Genomic DNA, 15,781 nt, shown 5'->3' on the forward strand with positions numbered 1-15,781 from the left:
GACGAGCGCAATGGGTTGCGAACGCGTAAATTACAAGGAGAACCCTCCGACCCGACGAAATGGCGAATTAAGGCGATGAGCACCCAGAGCGAACCGAGCGACAAGGCGCGGGTTGCTGAAATACGCGAAAAGCGGCGCAAACAGTGGTTGGCGCTGCGCGTGCGGATCGCGGATTTCACCGTCCGATCCCCCGCCCGCTTGGCCCTAGGCGTCTTCCTCATAGCCATCGCTATTTTTACTTCTCTGCTGGCGGCACCGTTCTCCTCGGCTACCGGGGAACCCACCGCTTTGCACGACGCCATGTTCACCGCCGTCTCTGCGGTTTGTGTCACGGGTCTGACCACGGTCTCCACCGCGGTCCACTGGTCCTTTGCCGGGCAGCTGATCATGTTGATTGGTACATTCATGGGCGGGTTGGGAATCCTGACCCTTGCCTCGATCCTGACTCTGGCGGTATCCCGAAAACTTGGTGTGCGCGGCAAGCTGATGGCGCAGAATTCCATGAACGCCACCGGGGCTTCCGCCCTCGGCGAGGTCGGCTCGCTGCTGCGCATCGTGATCCTCACGGCAATCAGCCTGCAGGCGCTGATCGCGCTGCTGCTGGTTCCGCGCTTCGCGGTGCTCGGCGAGACCCTCCCCTCGGCGATCTGGCACGGGGTGTTCTATGCAGTCTCCTCCTTCAACAACGCCGGCTTCACCCCGCACTCCGATGGCCTGGTGCCCTACGGAACGGATATGTGGATCCTCGGGCCGCTGATGCTGGGTGTGTTCCTGGGCTCTTTGGGCTTCCCCGTCATCATGGTGCTGCTCGTCCACCGGTTCAACGTGAAGAAATGGAACCTGCACACCAAGCTCACCCTCATGGTGACCCTGATCCTGCTGGTCTCCGGCACCCTGCTTTGGCTCCTGGTCGAATGGAACAATCCACGCACCATTGGCGCCATGGATCCCGGGGACAAGCTCGTGCATGGCCTGTTTGCCTCGATCATGACCCGTTCGGGCGGATTCAACCTCGTAGACCAAAACGACATCGGCCAGGTTTCGGTGCTCATCACCGACGCCCTGATGTTCGCCGGTGGCGGTTCGGCCTCCACCGCAGGCGGCATCAAGGTGACAACCATCGCCGTGATGTTCTTGGCCATCATGGCCGAGGTACGCGGTGAACGCGACGCGAAGGCCTTTGGCCGGCGCATCCCGGAGGGAACCATGCGCGTGGCCGTGTCGGTGGTCGCTCTGGGCGCCACCTTGGTCATGGTGGCCACCGGCCTCCTGCTGACCATCGACCAGGACGTCGGATTCTCCCGCGCCTTGTTCGAATCGATCTCCGCGTTCGGTACCGTAGGACTGAGCATGGGAGTCTCCGCTGAGATGCCGCCGGCAGGCAAATACGTGCTGAGCGCCCTCATGTTCGCCGGACGTATCGGAAGTATCACCCTAGCCAGCGCCCTGACCATGCGGCATCGCGATACGCTGTATAGCCTCCCCGAAGAAAGGCCGATCATTGGCTGAGAAAAGTATGGAGCACAACGCACCGGTGCTCGTCGTAGGGCTGGGACGCTTCGGCGCCTCGGTCGCGGAGACCCTGGTCAAGCAGGGCCGCGAGGTGCTCGCCATCGAACGCAGCCCGGAATTGGTCCAGCAGTGGGCCAGCACGCTGACCCACGTGGTGGCGGCAGACGCCACGAATATCGATGCGCTGCGCCAGCTTGGAGCCCAGGAGTTCAGCTCCGCGGTGGTCGGCGTCGGCACCTCGATCGAGTCCTCCGTGCTGATCACGGTGAACCTGGTGGATCTGGGCATCGAGCACCTCTGGGTGAAGGCGATTACGCCCTCCCACGGCAAGATCCTCACCCGCATCGGCGCGAACCACGTGATCTATCCGGAAGCCGATGCCGGGGTCCGCGCGGCGCACCTGGTCGGGGGGCGGATGCTGGACTTCATCGAGTTCGACGACAGCTTCGCCATTGTGAAGATGTACCCGCCGAAGGAAACCCAAGGCTTCACGCTGGCTGAATCGCAGGTGCGCTCCAAATATGGAATCACCATCGTCGGGGTGAAATCTCCGGGTGAGGACTTCACCTACGCGGTGCCGGACACGATAGTCACCCGGCGTGACGTGCTGATCGTATCCGGGCATGTGGACCTGCTTGAGCGCTTCGCGGCCCGCCCCTAAACAGGACGCAAATACGACCATGGCGCCGGTCCCCTACGCGGGGTGCCGGCGCCATGATGCTTTAATCGCTGGACTAGCCCAGTTCTGCGCTTAGCTGCGCGGCACGCGCGGCGGCGGCCTTTGCGCCGGCTTCGATAATCGCTGGGATGCCCTGCGCATCGAAGGTCAGAATCGCTTGCTCGGTGGTGCCCTTGGGACTCGTTACCGCGCGGCGCATATCCGCCGGGTTCGCTTCTGGGTCAGAGAGCATCTTGCCAGCTCCGGCTATGGTGGCTCGCGCCAGATCCATTGCGAGCTTTTCATCCAGTCCCATGGCGATGCCTGCGTTTGTCATCGCTTCGGCCAGGTAGAAACCGTAGGCCGGGCCGGAACCCGAGATCGCCGATAGCGCATTTTGCTGCGACTCGTCGATGATGTGGACATCTCCGGATCCGGCGAAGAGCTCGGCGACGAGGTTGATCTGCTGATCGCTCACCGCTTCCCCTGAGCTTAAGCCGACAACCCCGGAGCCAACCATCAGCGGCGTGTTTGGCATGGAACGGACCACCGGCTGGCCACCGCGCAGATGCGCTTGCATGGTAGCTAAGGTGATCGCAGCGGCCACCGAGACCACTACGGTCTGCGGTGCCAAAGCGTCGGAAATCTCATCGCAAAGCTCGGTAATACCTACCGGCTTCACCCCGAGGAAAACAATGTCCGCGTCGGCGGCGGCTTTCGTATTCGCTTCGCTGTCTTCGGCGCCGATCAGCACGTTGATACCCAATTCGCGCAGTTCCCCGGCGCGGCTATCGCTGCGCAGGGTTGCGGTAATTTTCTTCGGGTCATGTCCGGCACCCAGAATACCGCGCAGAATCGCGCCGTTCATGGAGCCGGTACCCAAAAACGCGAGTCGCAGATTATTCGTAGCTTCGCTCATACAGTTACTTTGTCACCCGTTCGGAGTCTTGATTAATTGACAGATGCTGGCGCGCAAATTCGAGCGTCTGGGCCAGCCATTCTTCTTTTTGCCCTGCCTGTTTGGCCTTGCGAGTGGATACTTCCACCGCGACCACGCCGTCCCACTGGGAGTCCCGCAAGAAATTCAGCGATTCAACAACAGGCTGCGTGCCCAATCCGGGCACCAAATGTTCATCTTTACCGTTATCCAACCCATCACACAGGTGCACGTGAGTCAACCTGTCCCCGAGGTCCTCAATCGCTTGGCGCGAGTTCATAGTCGCAATGGCCGCATGGGAGAAATCCCAGGTGACATGGCGGTAGTCTTCGGGGACCGGGTTCCAATGCGGGAGGTACATCTTGGATGATTCACGTCCGCGGCTACGCCACGGGTACATGTTTTCAACCGCAATTTTCATCCCGGTGGAGTCGGTCAGCCGTCGTACGCCGTCGACGAATCCCTCGGCATAGGTCCCCTGCCAGCGAAATGGCGGGTGCGCGACAACCACGCTGGCGCCTACCGCTTTGGCCAGGATCACCGACCGCTCGATCTTCGCCCACGCCGAACCCCAGACCTGCTGGGTCAGCAGCAAGGTCGGCGCGTGAATGGCCATAATAGGCAATTGGTATTTGTCCATCAGGGACATCAGCGCGGTGGCGGACTGGCTGGCCTGGTTGCCGGTCACCAGCACTTCTAGCCCGTCGTAGCCCACGTCCTTGGCTATCGCGAAGGCGTCATGTACGGTCAGCGGATATACCGAGGCACTGGATAGTGTCACCGGTACCCGAGGTACACGCTGTTGGTCTTCCATATCCGACCCCTCCTCGTCGCACCGCTTCATAGCGGTGCCTTTTCCTGTGAAGCGTTAGGCCGTAGGTTCGCCGAGACTAAGAGTCTTCAACGAGCCCAAGGCAACCTCGCCTACCCCCACGCTACTACTGAGCGGTGTCGAAGAGTCAAACATCACGTGATCAAAACGTCGCAGCATGAGACCTTCGCGTAACGCCCATGGGCAGATACGGACACTTTTAAGTTTTAGTGCGCTCATCGCTTCATGTGCCACGATCGCACCAGCGAGCAATTGCGGGGCTCGGATTTCCGAGACGCCTGGCAGCTCGGCGCGTTCGGCCCAGCTCATCGCGGTCAGCCGGTTGGTCCAGAGTTTCAGCGAGTCCCGCTGCAGCACGCGTTTAACGTACGGGCCCTCCCCGCTGGGCGCGGAACCGGTGATCCGCGACAGGGATCGGAAGGTTTTCGAGGTGGCCGTGGCGAGCGTGGGTTTACCGTACTGGCGCAGTTCCGTGGTCGGGTCGGTCAGCACATCGCGCACATAGTTGCGCAGCTCCCTGACTTCCCTGATCGAAGGCAAATCGTTGGGCAGCCATTCGCGGGTCAGCCTTCCGGCGCCCAGTGGCACAGAGAAGGCGACCTGCGGGAATTCGTCGGTGCCCACCGCAAGCTCGAGCGAACCACCGCCCATATCCAGGTTGAGGATCGACTCCGATGACCAACCGAACCATCGGCGCACCGAGTAGAAGGTCATCCCGGCTTCTTCTTCGCCGGAAAGCTCCATGAGGCTCACACCGGTCTCACGGGTCACCCGTTCCAGCACCGCAGCGCCATTGGAGGATTCCCGAATGGCAGAGGTGCAAAAGCCCATGAAGTCTTCGACCTGATGGCTCTTGGCGAACTCGGCCGCCTCCTTGATGAAGGCGATCAGCTCTAGCTGCCCCTCTTCGGTGATGGCCCCGTACTCGTTGAGGTAGCGCACCAGCGACAGCGGTCGCTTATGCGATGCATAAGAAACCGGTCGGGCCCCTGGGTAGGCGTCCACCAATAATAGGTGGACGGTATTCGAACCAATGTCCAACACGCCAAGTCTCATGGTGCGCTCCTCAACTCAGCGACGAAGTCTACTTCTCGCTCTTCTTGGCGGTGGTTTTCTTAGCCGGAGCCTTTTTCGCCGCTGGCTTCTTCGCAGGAGCCTTCTTCGCGGCGGTACGCTTCACCGGGCCACGGGCGCGCTTATCCGCCAGCAGCTCAATGGCCTGCTCACGAGTCAGCTCCTCCAAGGAGGATGTGCGCGGCACGGTGATGTTGGTGACGCCGTCGGTAATGTACGGACCGAAGCGACCGTCCTTGACCACAATGTTCTTCTCGCTGGTCGGATCCACACCGAACTCTGCCAGTGGCGGCACCGCGGCGCGGCGGCCGCGTTGCTTGGGCTGCGCGTAGATCGCCAGCGCCTCTTCGAGGGTGATGGTGAAGATCTGCTCTTCGCTTTCGATGGAACGCGAATCGCTGCCCTTCTTCAGGTACGGACCGAAGCGGCCGTTCTGCACGGTGATCTCTTCGCCCTCGGCATCGGCGCCGAGCACGCGTGGCAGGCTCATCAGCTGAAGAGCTTCGTCCAAGGTGACGGTTTCAACGGTCATGTTCTTGAACAACGACGCGGTGCGCGGCTTGACCTTTACTGGTTTCTTAGGCGGCTTGGGCTTGCCGTTCTTGTAGTATTCCACCGGCTGCGCGGCGATATCCTCTTCGGTGAGCTCCGGAATGATCTCGGTGACATAGGCACCGTAGCGGCCATCCTTGGCCACGATCTGGCGGCCGGTTGCCTCTTCGACGCCCAGTTCGCGTTCGGAGACCTGAGCGGTAGCGAACAGCTCCTCCGCCTTCTCCGCGGTCAGTTCGTCCGGAGCCAGCTCTTCGGGCACATTCGCGCGCTGCGGATCGGTGCCTTCCTCGGCGCCTTCCGGGATGGCGCGTTCCAGGTATGGACCGAACTTGCCCACCCGCAAGGTGATGTCGTCGGTGATTCTGATGGAGTTAATCGCCCGGGCGTCGATGTCGCCGAGGTTGTCCACCACGTGCTTCAGACCCTCCGGGCTGGTTTCGCCCTTGCCGCCGTAGTAGAACATATTCAACCAGTCGGTGCGCGCACGATTGCCCTGCGCGATTTCATCCAGGTCGTCTTCCAGGCGTGCGGTGAAGTCGTAGTCCACGTACTTGGCAAAGTGCTCTTCGAGCAGCCGGATTACCGAGAATGCGATCCAGCTTGGCACCAGGGCGCCGCCGCGCTTGGTCACGTAGCCGCGATCCATAATGGTGGAGATGGTTGGCGCGTAGGTCGACGGGCGGCCAATCTCACGCTTTTCCAGCTCGGCCACGATGGAGGCTTCGGTATAGCGAGCCGGAGGGGAGGTTTCGTGGCCTAAAGCGGTCAGTTCGTCGCCGGTCAGCCCCTGTCCTACGGTGAGCTGTGGAAGGCGCGCCTCGGCGTTGTCCGGCTTGTCTGCCGCATCGCTCTCGGAGTCCTTGCCCTCTTCGTAGGCCGAGAGGAAACCACGGAAGGTAATGACGGTGCCGGAGGCGGAGAATTCAGCCACGCGCTGATCGCTTGCGGTGCCCGCGAGCTTGATGGTGGCGGTGAAGCCCTTGGCATCTGCCATCTGCGAGGCGACGGTGCGCTTCCAGATCAGCTCGTACAGCGCGAATTCATCTTTTGAAAGCTGGGAACGGACATCCTTGGGACGGCGGAACATGTCACCGGCCGGACGGACTGCCTCGTGGGCTTCCTGTGCGGAGTCAGATTTGCCCTTGTACACGCGAGGGCTCTTGGGAATCGAATCCGCGCCATAGAGTTCGGTGGCCTGGGCGCGAGCGGCACGGACGGCTTCGTTGGACAGGAATACCGAGTCGGTACGCATGTAGGTGATGTAACCGTTTTCGTACAGTCGCTGCGCGATCTGCATGGTCAGCTTAGAGCTCCAGCGCAGCTTGCGGCTGGCCTCCTGCTGCAAGGTGGAGGTGGTGAAGGGAGCTGCCGGACGACGAGTGTACGGCTTATCTTCCACCGAGGTGACGGCGAAGTCGCTGTTGGCCAAGTTGGCGACCAACGATTCGGCGCCTTCTTGGTTCAGCTCCGCGACCGGGTTGCGGGTGGTCTTCAGCTGGCCACGGTCGTCATAGTCGCGGCCCGAGGCGACGCGCTTCCCGTCCACCGAAGAGAGCTTGGCGGCGAAGTTTTCTCCGCCGGTAGTGGCGAAGCTTCCCTTGACGTCCCAGTACCCGGCGGAGATGAACGCCATGCGCTCGCGTTCGCGCTCAACGACCAGTCGAGTTGCGACCGATTGGACACGTCCGGCGGACAGACCGCGGGCAATCTTGCGCCACAGGACAGGGGAAATCTCGTAACCGTAAAGGCGATCCAGGACGCGGCGGGTTTCCTGCGCATCGACCAGATCGGTATCCAGCTCGCGCATCGAGCCCAGTGCGCGCTCAATGCCTTCCTTGGTGATTTCGGTGAAGGCCAGACGGCGTACCGGCACCTTGGGCTTGAGCACCTGGAGCAGATGCCATGCGATGGCTTCACCTTCGCGGTCCGCATCTGTTGCGAGATAGAGTTCGTCGGCATCTTTGAGCTTGGCCTTCAGCTCGGAAACGCGCTTCTTCTTATCCGGATACACCATGTAATAAGGTTCGAAGTCGTTGTCCAGGTCGACCGCAAATTTGCCCACGGAGGTCTTTTTGAGCTCGGTGGGAAGCTCTGAGGGCTGGGGAAGATCGCGGATGTGGCCCACCGAGGCGTCCACGTCGAAGCCCTCGCCCAGATATTTGGCGATCGACTTTACCTTGGCAGGAGACTCCACGATGACGAGTTTCTTACCGGTCTTTTCCTTGGCCTTTGCGGGCACAGCTCTCCTTCTATACAACGCGGTTCCGAACGCTCCCCCTGCGGGGAAGCACTCGGGCAGCAATCGCAGCACCAATCCTTGCGACCAGAAACAGTCGCAATTCCCGATGATCTTACACCGAAGAACTGCACAACTTTTCTCTAGCTCGCACCTTCACCCGGGTGCTGGTACTCGGGTAGTAGTGAGATTAAGTAGAACATACGCTTTGAGTCGATGTTGCGTTCCTCGGCCGTGGCCATTGCCTCATATTCGTAAACGAGGTCCAAAAGGCGCCTATTGAACTCCTTTTGTTTCACTTCGGGGAGAAACACTAAACCACTGGTCAGCAAGGGAGGGCGGTCGGCAGCAGGCTTGATTCCGGACTTGGCTTCAGCCTCGCGTCGCTCCACTTCTGCGTTCAGCCGTGTGCGGAACGCGTTCAATTGCACGTTAAGGTAGGCGGTTTTCGCATTGATCGAGTCGATCTGGGTGTTGAGCTCCAGCCGTTCACCGGCGGCGCGCCACCGGCGTTCGCGAGCGTCTCCCTCGCTGGCAGCACGCGCCACATACCCGTACTTCTCCAGGGCGCGCAGGTGGTAGCTCATGGCGCTGGGCGTCAATGAGCACATCGATGCCAGCTCCGTCGCGGTGCGCGTAGTTTGCGATGCGAACAGCTCGTCAAGTACGATCAGCCGAGCGTCATGGGCCAGTGCCCGGATCGCCTGAGGGTCGGTGATCGAGACAACTTGTGGCGGATGTTCTTCCGCGTTGGCGCGTTGCGCGCTATCTTCCTCGACTGTGTTCCGTGTCATAACGAAAAAGTTTAGCCTTTGTTTCACATTTTACGAAGCATTCCGTGCTTCAGAAGACGAGCAATTGCTTCATACAACCGTTCGGTGAACGTCCCATCCCCCTCACCGATCAGTGAATCAAGGGCTACAACAAGCTGGGCAACCGACAATTCACCGTCACAAGCCGACAAGAAACCGGCCTGCGCCGAGTCCAAAATCTCGGTTCGGCGGACCCCGGCACCCTGGCGCAAGAGGATCACTCCCGGATGTTCGGCACCGGGTCGCTGATGCCGTTCTTCAGTAACGTCCTCTGCGACCAGCAGGTGCCACTGTTTCCACTCATTTCCCGCTTCGCGCAATGCATCGGCCATCAGGATGTCGCGCTCTAAGGCAGGAGCCAGCGGCTGTTCCATCTGGTGAGGTATCTGCTCGAAGCGGCGGAAGGTCACTTCCTGTCCCGCGGGCTGGCGGAAATACACCATTCCAAAACCGACAGCACCGACCTGACGAGACTCAAAATCGTCCAGGTAGGCATCGTAGGCGGCCGCGTAAGCGGCGCTGTCCTCGCTTTGCGAAGCATCGCGCAACCAGGTTTCAGCGTAAACGCTCGGAGTGGTCTGTTCGCGCTCGATCACCCAGACATCCAAGTCATCGGCGAACCAATCTGAGACCCTCCGCTCCCAAGATTCATTTGATTCATCGTCTAGGCGAGGAATCTCCCAATTTGAGAGCATTTGCATGTGCGCTCCGGGATTTAGATGATCAGGAGCCTGAGCAATCAGCGTGCTCACTAGGGAATCGCCAGCCATACCACCATCACGGTAGGTGAACCGGTCTTGTTCGCGCTCTGACTTGTTGCGCGGGGTAATCACAAATGGCGGATTGCTGGCAATCAAATCGAATTTTTGACCGGCCACTGGCTCGAACAGGCTGCCTTGCAATAGCGTGACGCGCTCACCGAGCAATTGCGGGTCCAGCTTCAAAACTCGGTGGTTGAGCACCAGGTTAAAACGCGTAAAGGCCAGCGCACGGTCTGAAAGATCGGTGGCGGTCACGTGCTTGGAATGCGAGAGCAGATGGAATAGCTGAACTCCACACCCGGTACCCAGATCAAGGGCCTGCTCAACGTTCTTCCGGATGGTGACCTGCGCGAGAGTCCTCGAAGCATGGCCGATGCCTAAAACATGGTCCGTGCGCAACACTCCAGGGCGCTGGTGTGAACCCAGATCATGGGCCACCCACATTTCGCCATCGGCATCCGAGGCATGAACGGCTAACGCCACCTTGGCCCGGTACCCGGATGCCCAAGGCTCAATCAACCCGAGTTTGAGTAGTCCTTCTGCACGCACTGCGGGGAATGCCGCGGCGATCACCGCTATCGATTCGGTCTGCCCTAACTGGAACAGTCGAATGGCGCATGCCAAGGGGCCGTTCTCGGACTGCTTGCTCAGGACGCGAAGCGCCGGATAGACCTGATCCCGGCCATAAGCAGCCACCGCGTCATCACCTAAAAGTTCGGTGACGGCATCAAAGCCAAACTTCATGGCGTTCAAGTCGGTATGGAGCTTGTCCACCAACGCGAGGTCGTAACTACTTGGGGCATCTTCAATGGCAGAAAATTCAGCGGCATTCACAGGTCTAAGTCTAACGAGTCCGCTGGTGTTACAAGAATGCGCAACAACGCCCCATCCACCTTAGGATGTTCCGTATGCCAGTCGTGACCATCACCTATTTGCAACAGCTCTCAAGCGCCGAAATGCGCCCAAGCGCCCGGGAACTTCCGCAGCAGGCGCGAATCGAACGTGTCCAACAGATCTCAGCCGAGTTCTCCCGTTTCCTCTATCAAAGCGTAGGGAGCAAATTGAATTGGGCAGATCGGCTAGCCTCCAGCCGTGAAGAGTGGGATGCGACCCTGCGCCGTGCGGGCTCCGAGACCTACGTGCTCTATCAGGATGGGGCTCCAAAAGGGTACGCAGAATTGGTGACCGAGGTAGCCGAGACCCAGAGCGAGGTCGAAATCTATTACTTCGGATTATTCCCCGAAGCTATCGGGCAGGGGCTCGGCGGGCTCCTGCTCAGCGAAGCCAATCGTCGGGCTTGGGATCTTCACACACGTTTCGCAGAGCTCCCACCGGTAGGCCGCGTATGGGTGCACACCTGTTCCTTGGATGGGGAAGCGGCCATTCCGAACTACCAAGCACGAGGCTTCAGCATTTATGACGCCACGGCAGAGGAAACCGCAATAGTCGACGCATCCCTTGGCTTGTGGCCAAGTTCCTAAACGCCGGTTAAAAGCCAACGCGCTGAATGATCTGTAAATCATTCAGCGCGCTGGTCTTTCGCTAGGCGTCGATCGATGTTTCGGTACAGTCCGGGCACCGGCGCAACTCTTCGTCCTTGGCGCAGTCTTCGCAGAATAGGCGCAAGTTGCGGCACGTCGGGTTTGCGCAGTTCTCGAACTTGTTCGTTGGGCCCTGGCACCCGACGCATTCGCCGATGGTCACTGCATCATCGGAAAACTCGGTGTGCATGCGCTTGTCAAAGACATACAGGGAGCCTTCCCACAGGCCCTTGTCACCGTACTGTTCGCCGTAGCGGACAATTCCGCCCTGCATCTGGTAGACCTCTTGGAAACCACGCTTGACCATCAGCGCGGAGAGCACCTCGCAGCGAATGCCGCCGGTGCAGTAGGTGACGATTGGCTGATCTTTCAGGTGGTCGTATTTGCCCGAATCAAGTTCATCCATGAACTCTCGGGTCGTTTCCACATCTGGAACGATTGCGTCCTTGAACTTGCCGATCTGGGCTTCGAACGCGTTTCGGCCATCGAAGAAGTGAATCTTCTCCCCGGCCTTTTCCTTCGTTTCAACCAGTTCGTGCAGCTGCTCCGGGCGCAGATGGACACCACCACCGACCACACCGTTTTCGTCAACCTCAACTTCACCGGGCGCGCCGAAAGTGACAATTTCGTCACGGACCTTCACAGAAATACGTGGAAAATCTTCGGCCGAACCCTCGGACCACTTGATATCCATTTTGGTGAATGGAGGGAACTCGCGGGTTGCCTTCACGTACTTCTTAACGGCGGAAATCTCGCCGCCGACGGTTCCGTTGATGCCGTCTTTGGAGATGATTATTCGACCGCGCAAGCCCCAGCGTTCCAGCAGCGAACGCTGCCACAAGCGGACGGCTTCCGGGTCGGGAAGCGGAGTAAATGCGTAATACAAAACGATGCGATGAATGGACACCATATAAGGGTAGTAGCTTTTCGGAACAAATCGCCGCGCAAAAGAGCAAAGTCACATTCTCGGTCCCGAGCAGAGTTCGAGTATCAGCATTGACTATAGTTTCAAGTACGCAACGATTAGCTCAACGTCAGCTAATTCCTAGTTAAGACAGGGTAGGGTCAAAACATGGCATCAAACGCAAGCGATGAACTGATTGGTACCTGGGTAGACGGCTGGGCAGGCGTCCGTGGATACGAGACCCGCCATGAGGGGCGAGTCCACGCGGCTCTCCGCCACGATACGACCGGGGACTGGGAATACGTAATTTATGAGCCTTCCAAGGAAGAGCTAGCGGCGGTCGCCGAGACGCTTAAGAAGCATCCAAAGCGTCGCCTCACCGCATTCGATGACTCGATCGAAGAGCTGCTGCGCACCGCCAACGAGGTTGGCCTTCAGGTGTCCGCAGACGATGAAGTTCTCATGGTCACCGAATTAGCTGTGCATGACGTCGAAGTACCTTTGCCCGCAGAAGGCTTTGTCTTCCAGATCGAACGCGACGGCACACACGCTTATGTTTCGCTGCATCCAGAAGATAACCAGGATGTAGTTGCCGCTTCTGGCCACGTCTCGGCAGTCGCCGGATTCGCGATATTCGACCGCATCATCACCGGTTCAGATTTCCGCCGTCAAGGTCTTGGAACTCTGATCATGCGCGCGCTTGCCTCCTTGGCTCAAGAGCATGATGTAGACGAGGGGCTTCTCATTGCCTCAGTTGACGGCCAGCAGCTGTATGCATCCCTGGGCTGGACCTCGCTAGGCAAGGTTGTCCTGTTCAAAGGCTAGACACCACCGTTTCTTCGCTTATCGCCGTCGGAATTAATTTCGACGGCGATAAGCTTTTAACCACCCACCGATGCTCAGAAAGGCTCTAGACGTGAAGTCCGTGCGCGCGTTACTGGATCCGTTCAATCGGCAAAACGATCCTGAAGCTGTCATCCATCGCAAAACCGTGGCCGCCAAAGATGAAATTACCGCGCCATGGCCAACCTGGATCCACGACTCGGTGCGCCAGACTTTTGAAGGATTAGGCATTCAGCAGCCTTGGCTTCACCAAGTGCAAGCCGCAGAATCAGTTCATGCAGGGAACCACACGATCATTTCTACCGGCACAGCCTCCGGTAAATCTTTGGCATATCTAATGCCCAGTATCGATCTGCTCTATCGCACCCGAGAGACCGGCCCCAATGATGCCGGAGCTCAAGGGACCATCTTGTATATCTGCCCCACCAAGGCCTTAGCGGCAGACCAGCTGGCCTCGGTACAGGCATTGAACGTGCCAGGTGTTCGGGCATCAAGCTATGATGGCGACACCGATCAAGGGACCCGCAGCTGGGTGAGGCAACACGCGAATTTTGTTTTCACCAACCCGGATATGCTGCATCGCGGCATCTTGTCCAACCATCAAGCGTGGTCGCGTTTCTTCAAAAGGTTGCGCTACGTAGTCATCGATGAAGCGCATTCGTATCGCGGGGTTTTCGGCGCCCACGTAGCGAACTTGATGCGCCGATTGCGGCGCATCTGCGCCCACTATGGAAACGACCCGGTATTCATCGGTGCCTCGGCAACCAGCTCGGACCCGGAAGAATCCTTCTCAAGGCTCATCGGTGCCCCAGCTAAGGCTGTTACTCATGATTTCTCCGCCTCGGGCGAATTAGTCATCGGGCTGTGGGAGCCTCCGTTGACTGACCGAACAGGTGAAAATGGTGCCCCGCTACGCCGCACCGCGATCGCAGAGAGTGCCTCAATCCTTACCGACTTAATGGCCGATCACGTACGCAGCATCGTATTCATCAAATCCCGTCGCGGCGCAGAGACCATTGCGGCGCTCACGCGCAAGCATTTAGAAAAGTTCGCTCCAGAACTCAGCGTCCGCTTGGCGGCGTATCGATCGGGATACCTACCGGCCGAACGCCGAGAGGTGGAAAAACAATTGCGCTCCGGGCAATTATTGGGAGTCACCTCGACTTCCGCGTTGGAGCTTGGCATCGACATCGCCGGGTTGGACGCAGTGGTGGTGGCCGGATGGCCCGGAACACGCGCCTCATTCTTTCAACAGATCGGCCGTGCCGGCAGAAGCGGGCAAGATGCGCTTGCCATTTTTGTGGCCGCCGAAGACCCCCTCGACACTTATCTGGTGCACCATCCCGAGGCTATTTTCGAGCTCGGCGTCGAGGCAACGGTCTTTGACCCGCACAATAAATACGTGCTCAGCGGCCACCTGTGCGCAGCTGCCCAGGAACACCCGTTGCGGCCCGAAGAATTGGATCTGTTTGGCCCGCAGACCGAAACGTTGCTGGATTCCTTGGTGCAACGCGGCTACCTACGCCGTCGACCGGCCGGATGGTTCTGGACTCATCCACAACATGCAGCCTCGATGTTCTCCATTCGGGCGGACGGCGGCGGCCCGGTTGACATTATCGACGCTGAAACTGGGGCTCTGCTTGGGACCATGGATTCACCGCAGACACATTATCAAGCACACCCCGGAGCCATCTACGTGCATCAGGGCGCCAGTTACCATGTTGAAGAACTCGATGAACAGAATCACGTGGTCGTGGTCAGCCGGGTCAACCCGGATTATTACACCAATGCCCGGGACTTGACGACAGTAGCGGTCCATTCCCAAGAGCGCAGTCGCAAACATCAAGAGCTCAACATATTTTTCGGAGAGGTCACCGTGACCACTCAGGTGGTCTCCTTCCAACGCAAGTCGGTAGCCTCCAATGAAGTGCTCTCCGAGGAACCGTTGGAGTTAGAAGCTCGCGAACTTCATACAAAATCTGTGTGGTTCACGCTTACCGAACAGCGGCTACTCCGCGCTGGGCTCTCCGTGGACCAGTTCCCGGGGGCGTTGCATGCGGCCGAACATGCGATGATCGGGCTACTTCCCTTGGTGGCGACCTCGGACCGCTGGGATATCGGCGGGGTGTCCACGGCTCTTCATATGGACACCGGCCACCCCACGATCTTCGTTTATGACGCTCAACCAGGGGGAGCCGGTTTCGCCGAGCGTGGTTTCGAACGTTTCCTAGATTGGGTGCGAGCTACCCGAGACGCAATACAATCCTGCGAATGCGCCCACGGGTGCCCCAGCTGCGTGCAGTCGCCAAAGTGCGGAAACCGCAATAACCCACTGGACAAACCCGGAGCTATTCTCCTGCTCACCACCGTTTTGCAAGACATTGAGCCTGCTCATCATCGCTGATCTAAGGGTGGTGCACCGGCCCGGGCACGCGCTGAAGCGGCGTACAACTTCAGCTCAAGTGCCACAAATGTCACCGGTACGCTGACAGTCACCCGCACAGAACTACCGTCGGCTTCTACGACGCATTGCTCAATATCGGCTTCGTTGACCGCCGATACGCTCGCGGCGACTTCGCAGGGATCTCCGGATCGTAGTCCCCTGGCGGTATCAGCGGCCGCTAGCGCCGCCAAGTCTGCGGCCGTGGCCGCACGCATCGATGCATGCGTCGCAGCCGTCCACAGAAGTACCGCCGAAGCCAGGATCAGCGCCACCGCAACCAGCGCGGTGGCCGTCACCGTTCCATTGCCGTATTCCTCTCGAACTCTGATTTTTCGTCTCATTCCAGCGCCACGCTTGCTGCGCCCTTGACCTTGATCGGTCCTAGTAATGGAATGCGCATTGACTTACTTACATGTACTTCGGAGAATCCGCCACCTTTCGAAATCGAATATGTCGCGTCATGTCCGGCGAGCCTGATCCCGCTTGAATGCACTACCGAGCTTTCTTCTCCGCGCGCCAATTCTCTGGCCATGGCAGCGGCGGCCTGTTGCACTTGAATCTGTTTCATACCCAATATTCCAAAGCACAACAGCAAAGATAGAAACACGGCGACAGCCGGTAGCAGCACCGCGAATTCCGCGGTGCTGCTACCTCGTTCATCGTTGAGGTTCAT

At 59.1% G+C, this 15,781-nt stretch carries 14 protein-coding genes; 5 read left to right on the top strand and 9 right to left on the bottom strand.

Annotation, left to right across the window (positions count from 1 at the left end; genetic code table 11):
• Window positions 1–75 precede the first annotated feature (75 nt).
• On the top strand, window positions 76–1,509 hold the full coding sequence (locus LG294_RS13280; protein WP_404286447.1) for a TrkH family potassium uptake protein: 1,434 nt from the start codon (window positions 76–78) through the stop codon (window positions 1,507–1,509).
• A gap of 7 nt (window positions 1,510–1,516) precedes the next feature.
• Window positions 1,517–2,173 (top strand): potassium channel family protein, encoded by a 657-nt coding sequence (locus LG294_RS13285; protein WP_404291764.1) that lies wholly within the window; start codon window positions 1,517–1,519, stop codon window positions 2,171–2,173.
• Between the two features lie 73 nt (window positions 2,174–2,246).
• On the opposite strand, the gene proC is transcribed toward LG294_RS13285, so the two are convergent.
• The 6 genes from proC to LG294_RS13315 form a co-directional block, all read right to left on the bottom strand.
• The gene (proC, locus tag LG294_RS13290; protein ID WP_404286449.1) at window positions 2,247–3,089 is read right to left on the bottom strand and encodes a pyrroline-5-carboxylate reductase; all 843 of its coding nucleotides are present in this window, start codon (window positions 3,087–3,089) and stop codon (window positions 2,247–2,249) included.
• Window positions 3,090–3,093: 4 nt separating this feature from the next.
• A complete protein-coding gene (locus LG294_RS13295; RefSeq protein ID WP_404286451.1) occupies window positions 3,094–3,921 on the bottom strand; it encodes a sugar phosphate isomerase/epimerase family protein in 828 nt (275 codons plus the stop codon).
• 54 nt (window positions 3,922–3,975) lie between these two features.
• Window positions 3,976–4,995 (bottom strand): Ppx/GppA family phosphatase, encoded by a 1,020-nt coding sequence (locus LG294_RS13300; protein WP_404286453.1) that lies wholly within the window; start codon window positions 4,993–4,995, stop codon window positions 3,976–3,978.
• Window positions 4,996–5,023: 28 nt separating this feature from the next.
• Window positions 5,024–7,807 carry a type I DNA topoisomerase gene (gene topA, locus LG294_RS13305; RefSeq protein WP_404286455.1) on the bottom strand — a complete coding sequence of 928 codons (2,784 nt, stop codon included), beginning with the start codon at window positions 7,805–7,807 and terminating at the stop codon, window positions 5,024–5,026.
• Window positions 7,808–7,947: 140 nt separating this feature from the next.
• Window positions 7,948–8,598 (bottom strand): ArsR/SmtB family transcription factor, encoded by a 651-nt coding sequence (locus tag LG294_RS13310; protein WP_404286457.1) that lies wholly within the window; start codon window positions 8,596–8,598, stop codon window positions 7,948–7,950.
• Window positions 8,599–8,621: 23 nt separating this feature from the next.
• Entirely contained in the window at window positions 8,622–10,211 is a 1,590-nt protein-coding gene (locus LG294_RS13315; protein WP_404286459.1) for a methyltransferase, read from the bottom strand.
• A gap of 74 nt (window positions 10,212–10,285) precedes the next feature.
• On the opposite strand from LG294_RS13315, the gene LG294_RS13320 reads away from it, so the two are divergent.
• Window positions 10,286–10,858, top strand: a complete 573-nt coding sequence (locus LG294_RS13320) for a GNAT family N-acetyltransferase (RefSeq protein ID WP_404286461.1) — start codon at window positions 10,286–10,288, stop codon at window positions 10,856–10,858.
• Between the two features lie 61 nt (window positions 10,859–10,919).
• Here the strand turns inward: LG294_RS13320 and LG294_RS13325 are convergent, their stop codons facing one another.
• Complete coding sequence (locus LG294_RS13325; protein ID WP_404291766.1) at window positions 10,920–11,825, bottom strand: rhodanese-related sulfurtransferase; 906 nt, start codon at window positions 11,823–11,825, stop codon at window positions 10,920–10,922.
• A gap of 165 nt (window positions 11,826–11,990) precedes the next feature.
• Here LG294_RS13325 and LG294_RS13330 point away from each other — a divergent pair, with 165 nt between their 5' ends.
• Entirely contained in the window at window positions 11,991–12,647 is a 657-nt protein-coding gene (locus LG294_RS13330) for a GNAT family N-acetyltransferase (RefSeq protein WP_404286463.1), read from the top strand.
• A gap of 91 nt (window positions 12,648–12,738) precedes the next feature.
• Window positions 12,739–15,069: a DEAD/DEAH box helicase gene (locus LG294_RS13335; protein WP_404286465.1), complete on the top strand. Its 2,331-nt coding sequence runs from the start codon at window positions 12,739–12,741 to the stop codon at window positions 15,067–15,069.
• Here LG294_RS13335 and LG294_RS13340 read toward each other — a convergent pair.
• Both LG294_RS13340 and LG294_RS13345 read right to left on the bottom strand, forming a co-directional pair.
• Complete coding sequence (locus LG294_RS13340; RefSeq protein WP_404286467.1) at window positions 15,060–15,449, bottom strand: Rv3654c family TadE-like protein; 390 nt, start codon at window positions 15,447–15,449, stop codon at window positions 15,060–15,062. The genes LG294_RS13335 and LG294_RS13340 overlap by 10 nt on opposite strands.
• Complete coding sequence (locus LG294_RS13345; RefSeq protein WP_404286469.1) at window positions 15,446–15,781, bottom strand: TadE family type IV pilus minor pilin; 336 nt, start codon at window positions 15,779–15,781, stop codon at window positions 15,446–15,448. The genes LG294_RS13340 and LG294_RS13345 overlap by 4 nt, the downstream gene beginning before the upstream one ends.

Source organism: Glutamicibacter arilaitensis (assembly GCF_044793945.1).
Lineage (GTDB): Bacteria > Actinomycetota > Actinomycetes > Actinomycetales > Micrococcaceae > Glutamicibacter > Glutamicibacter arilaitensis_B.

Bases quoted from the DNA above. Each gene is read 5' to 3' on its own strand.
- LG294_RS13280 (WP_404286447.1), top strand. From the start codon at position 76: ATGAGCACCCAGAGCGAACCGAGCGACAAGGCGCGGGTTGCTGAAATA.
- LG294_RS13285 (WP_404291764.1), top strand. From the start codon at position 1,517: ATGGAGCACAACGCACCGGTGCTCGTCGTAGGGCTGGGACGCTTCGGC.
- proC (WP_404286449.1), bottom strand. From the start codon at position 3,089: ATGAGCGAAGCTACGAATAATCTGCGACTCGCGTTTTTGGGTACCGGC.
- LG294_RS13295 (WP_404286451.1), bottom strand. From the start codon at position 3,921: ATGGAAGACCAACAGCGTGTACCTCGGGTACCGGTGACACTATCCAGT.
- LG294_RS13300 (WP_404286453.1), bottom strand. From the start codon at position 4,995: ATGAGACTTGGCGTGTTGGACATTGGTTCGAATACCGTCCACCTATTA.
- LG294_RS13310 (WP_404286457.1), bottom strand. From the start codon at position 8,598: ATGACACGGAACACAGTCGAGGAAGATAGCGCGCAACGCGCCAACGCG.
- LG294_RS13320 (WP_404286461.1), top strand. From the start codon at position 10,286: ATGCCAGTCGTGACCATCACCTATTTGCAACAGCTCTCAAGCGCCGAA.
- LG294_RS13330 (WP_404286463.1), top strand. From the start codon at position 11,991: ATGGCATCAAACGCAAGCGATGAACTGATTGGTACCTGGGTAGACGGC.
- LG294_RS13340 (WP_404286467.1), bottom strand. From the start codon at position 15,449: ATGAGACGAAAAATCAGAGTTCGAGAGGAATACGGCAATGGAACGGTG.
- LG294_RS13345 (WP_404286469.1), bottom strand. From the start codon at position 15,781: ATGAACCTCAACGATGAACGAGGTAGCAGCACCGCGGAATTCGCGGTG.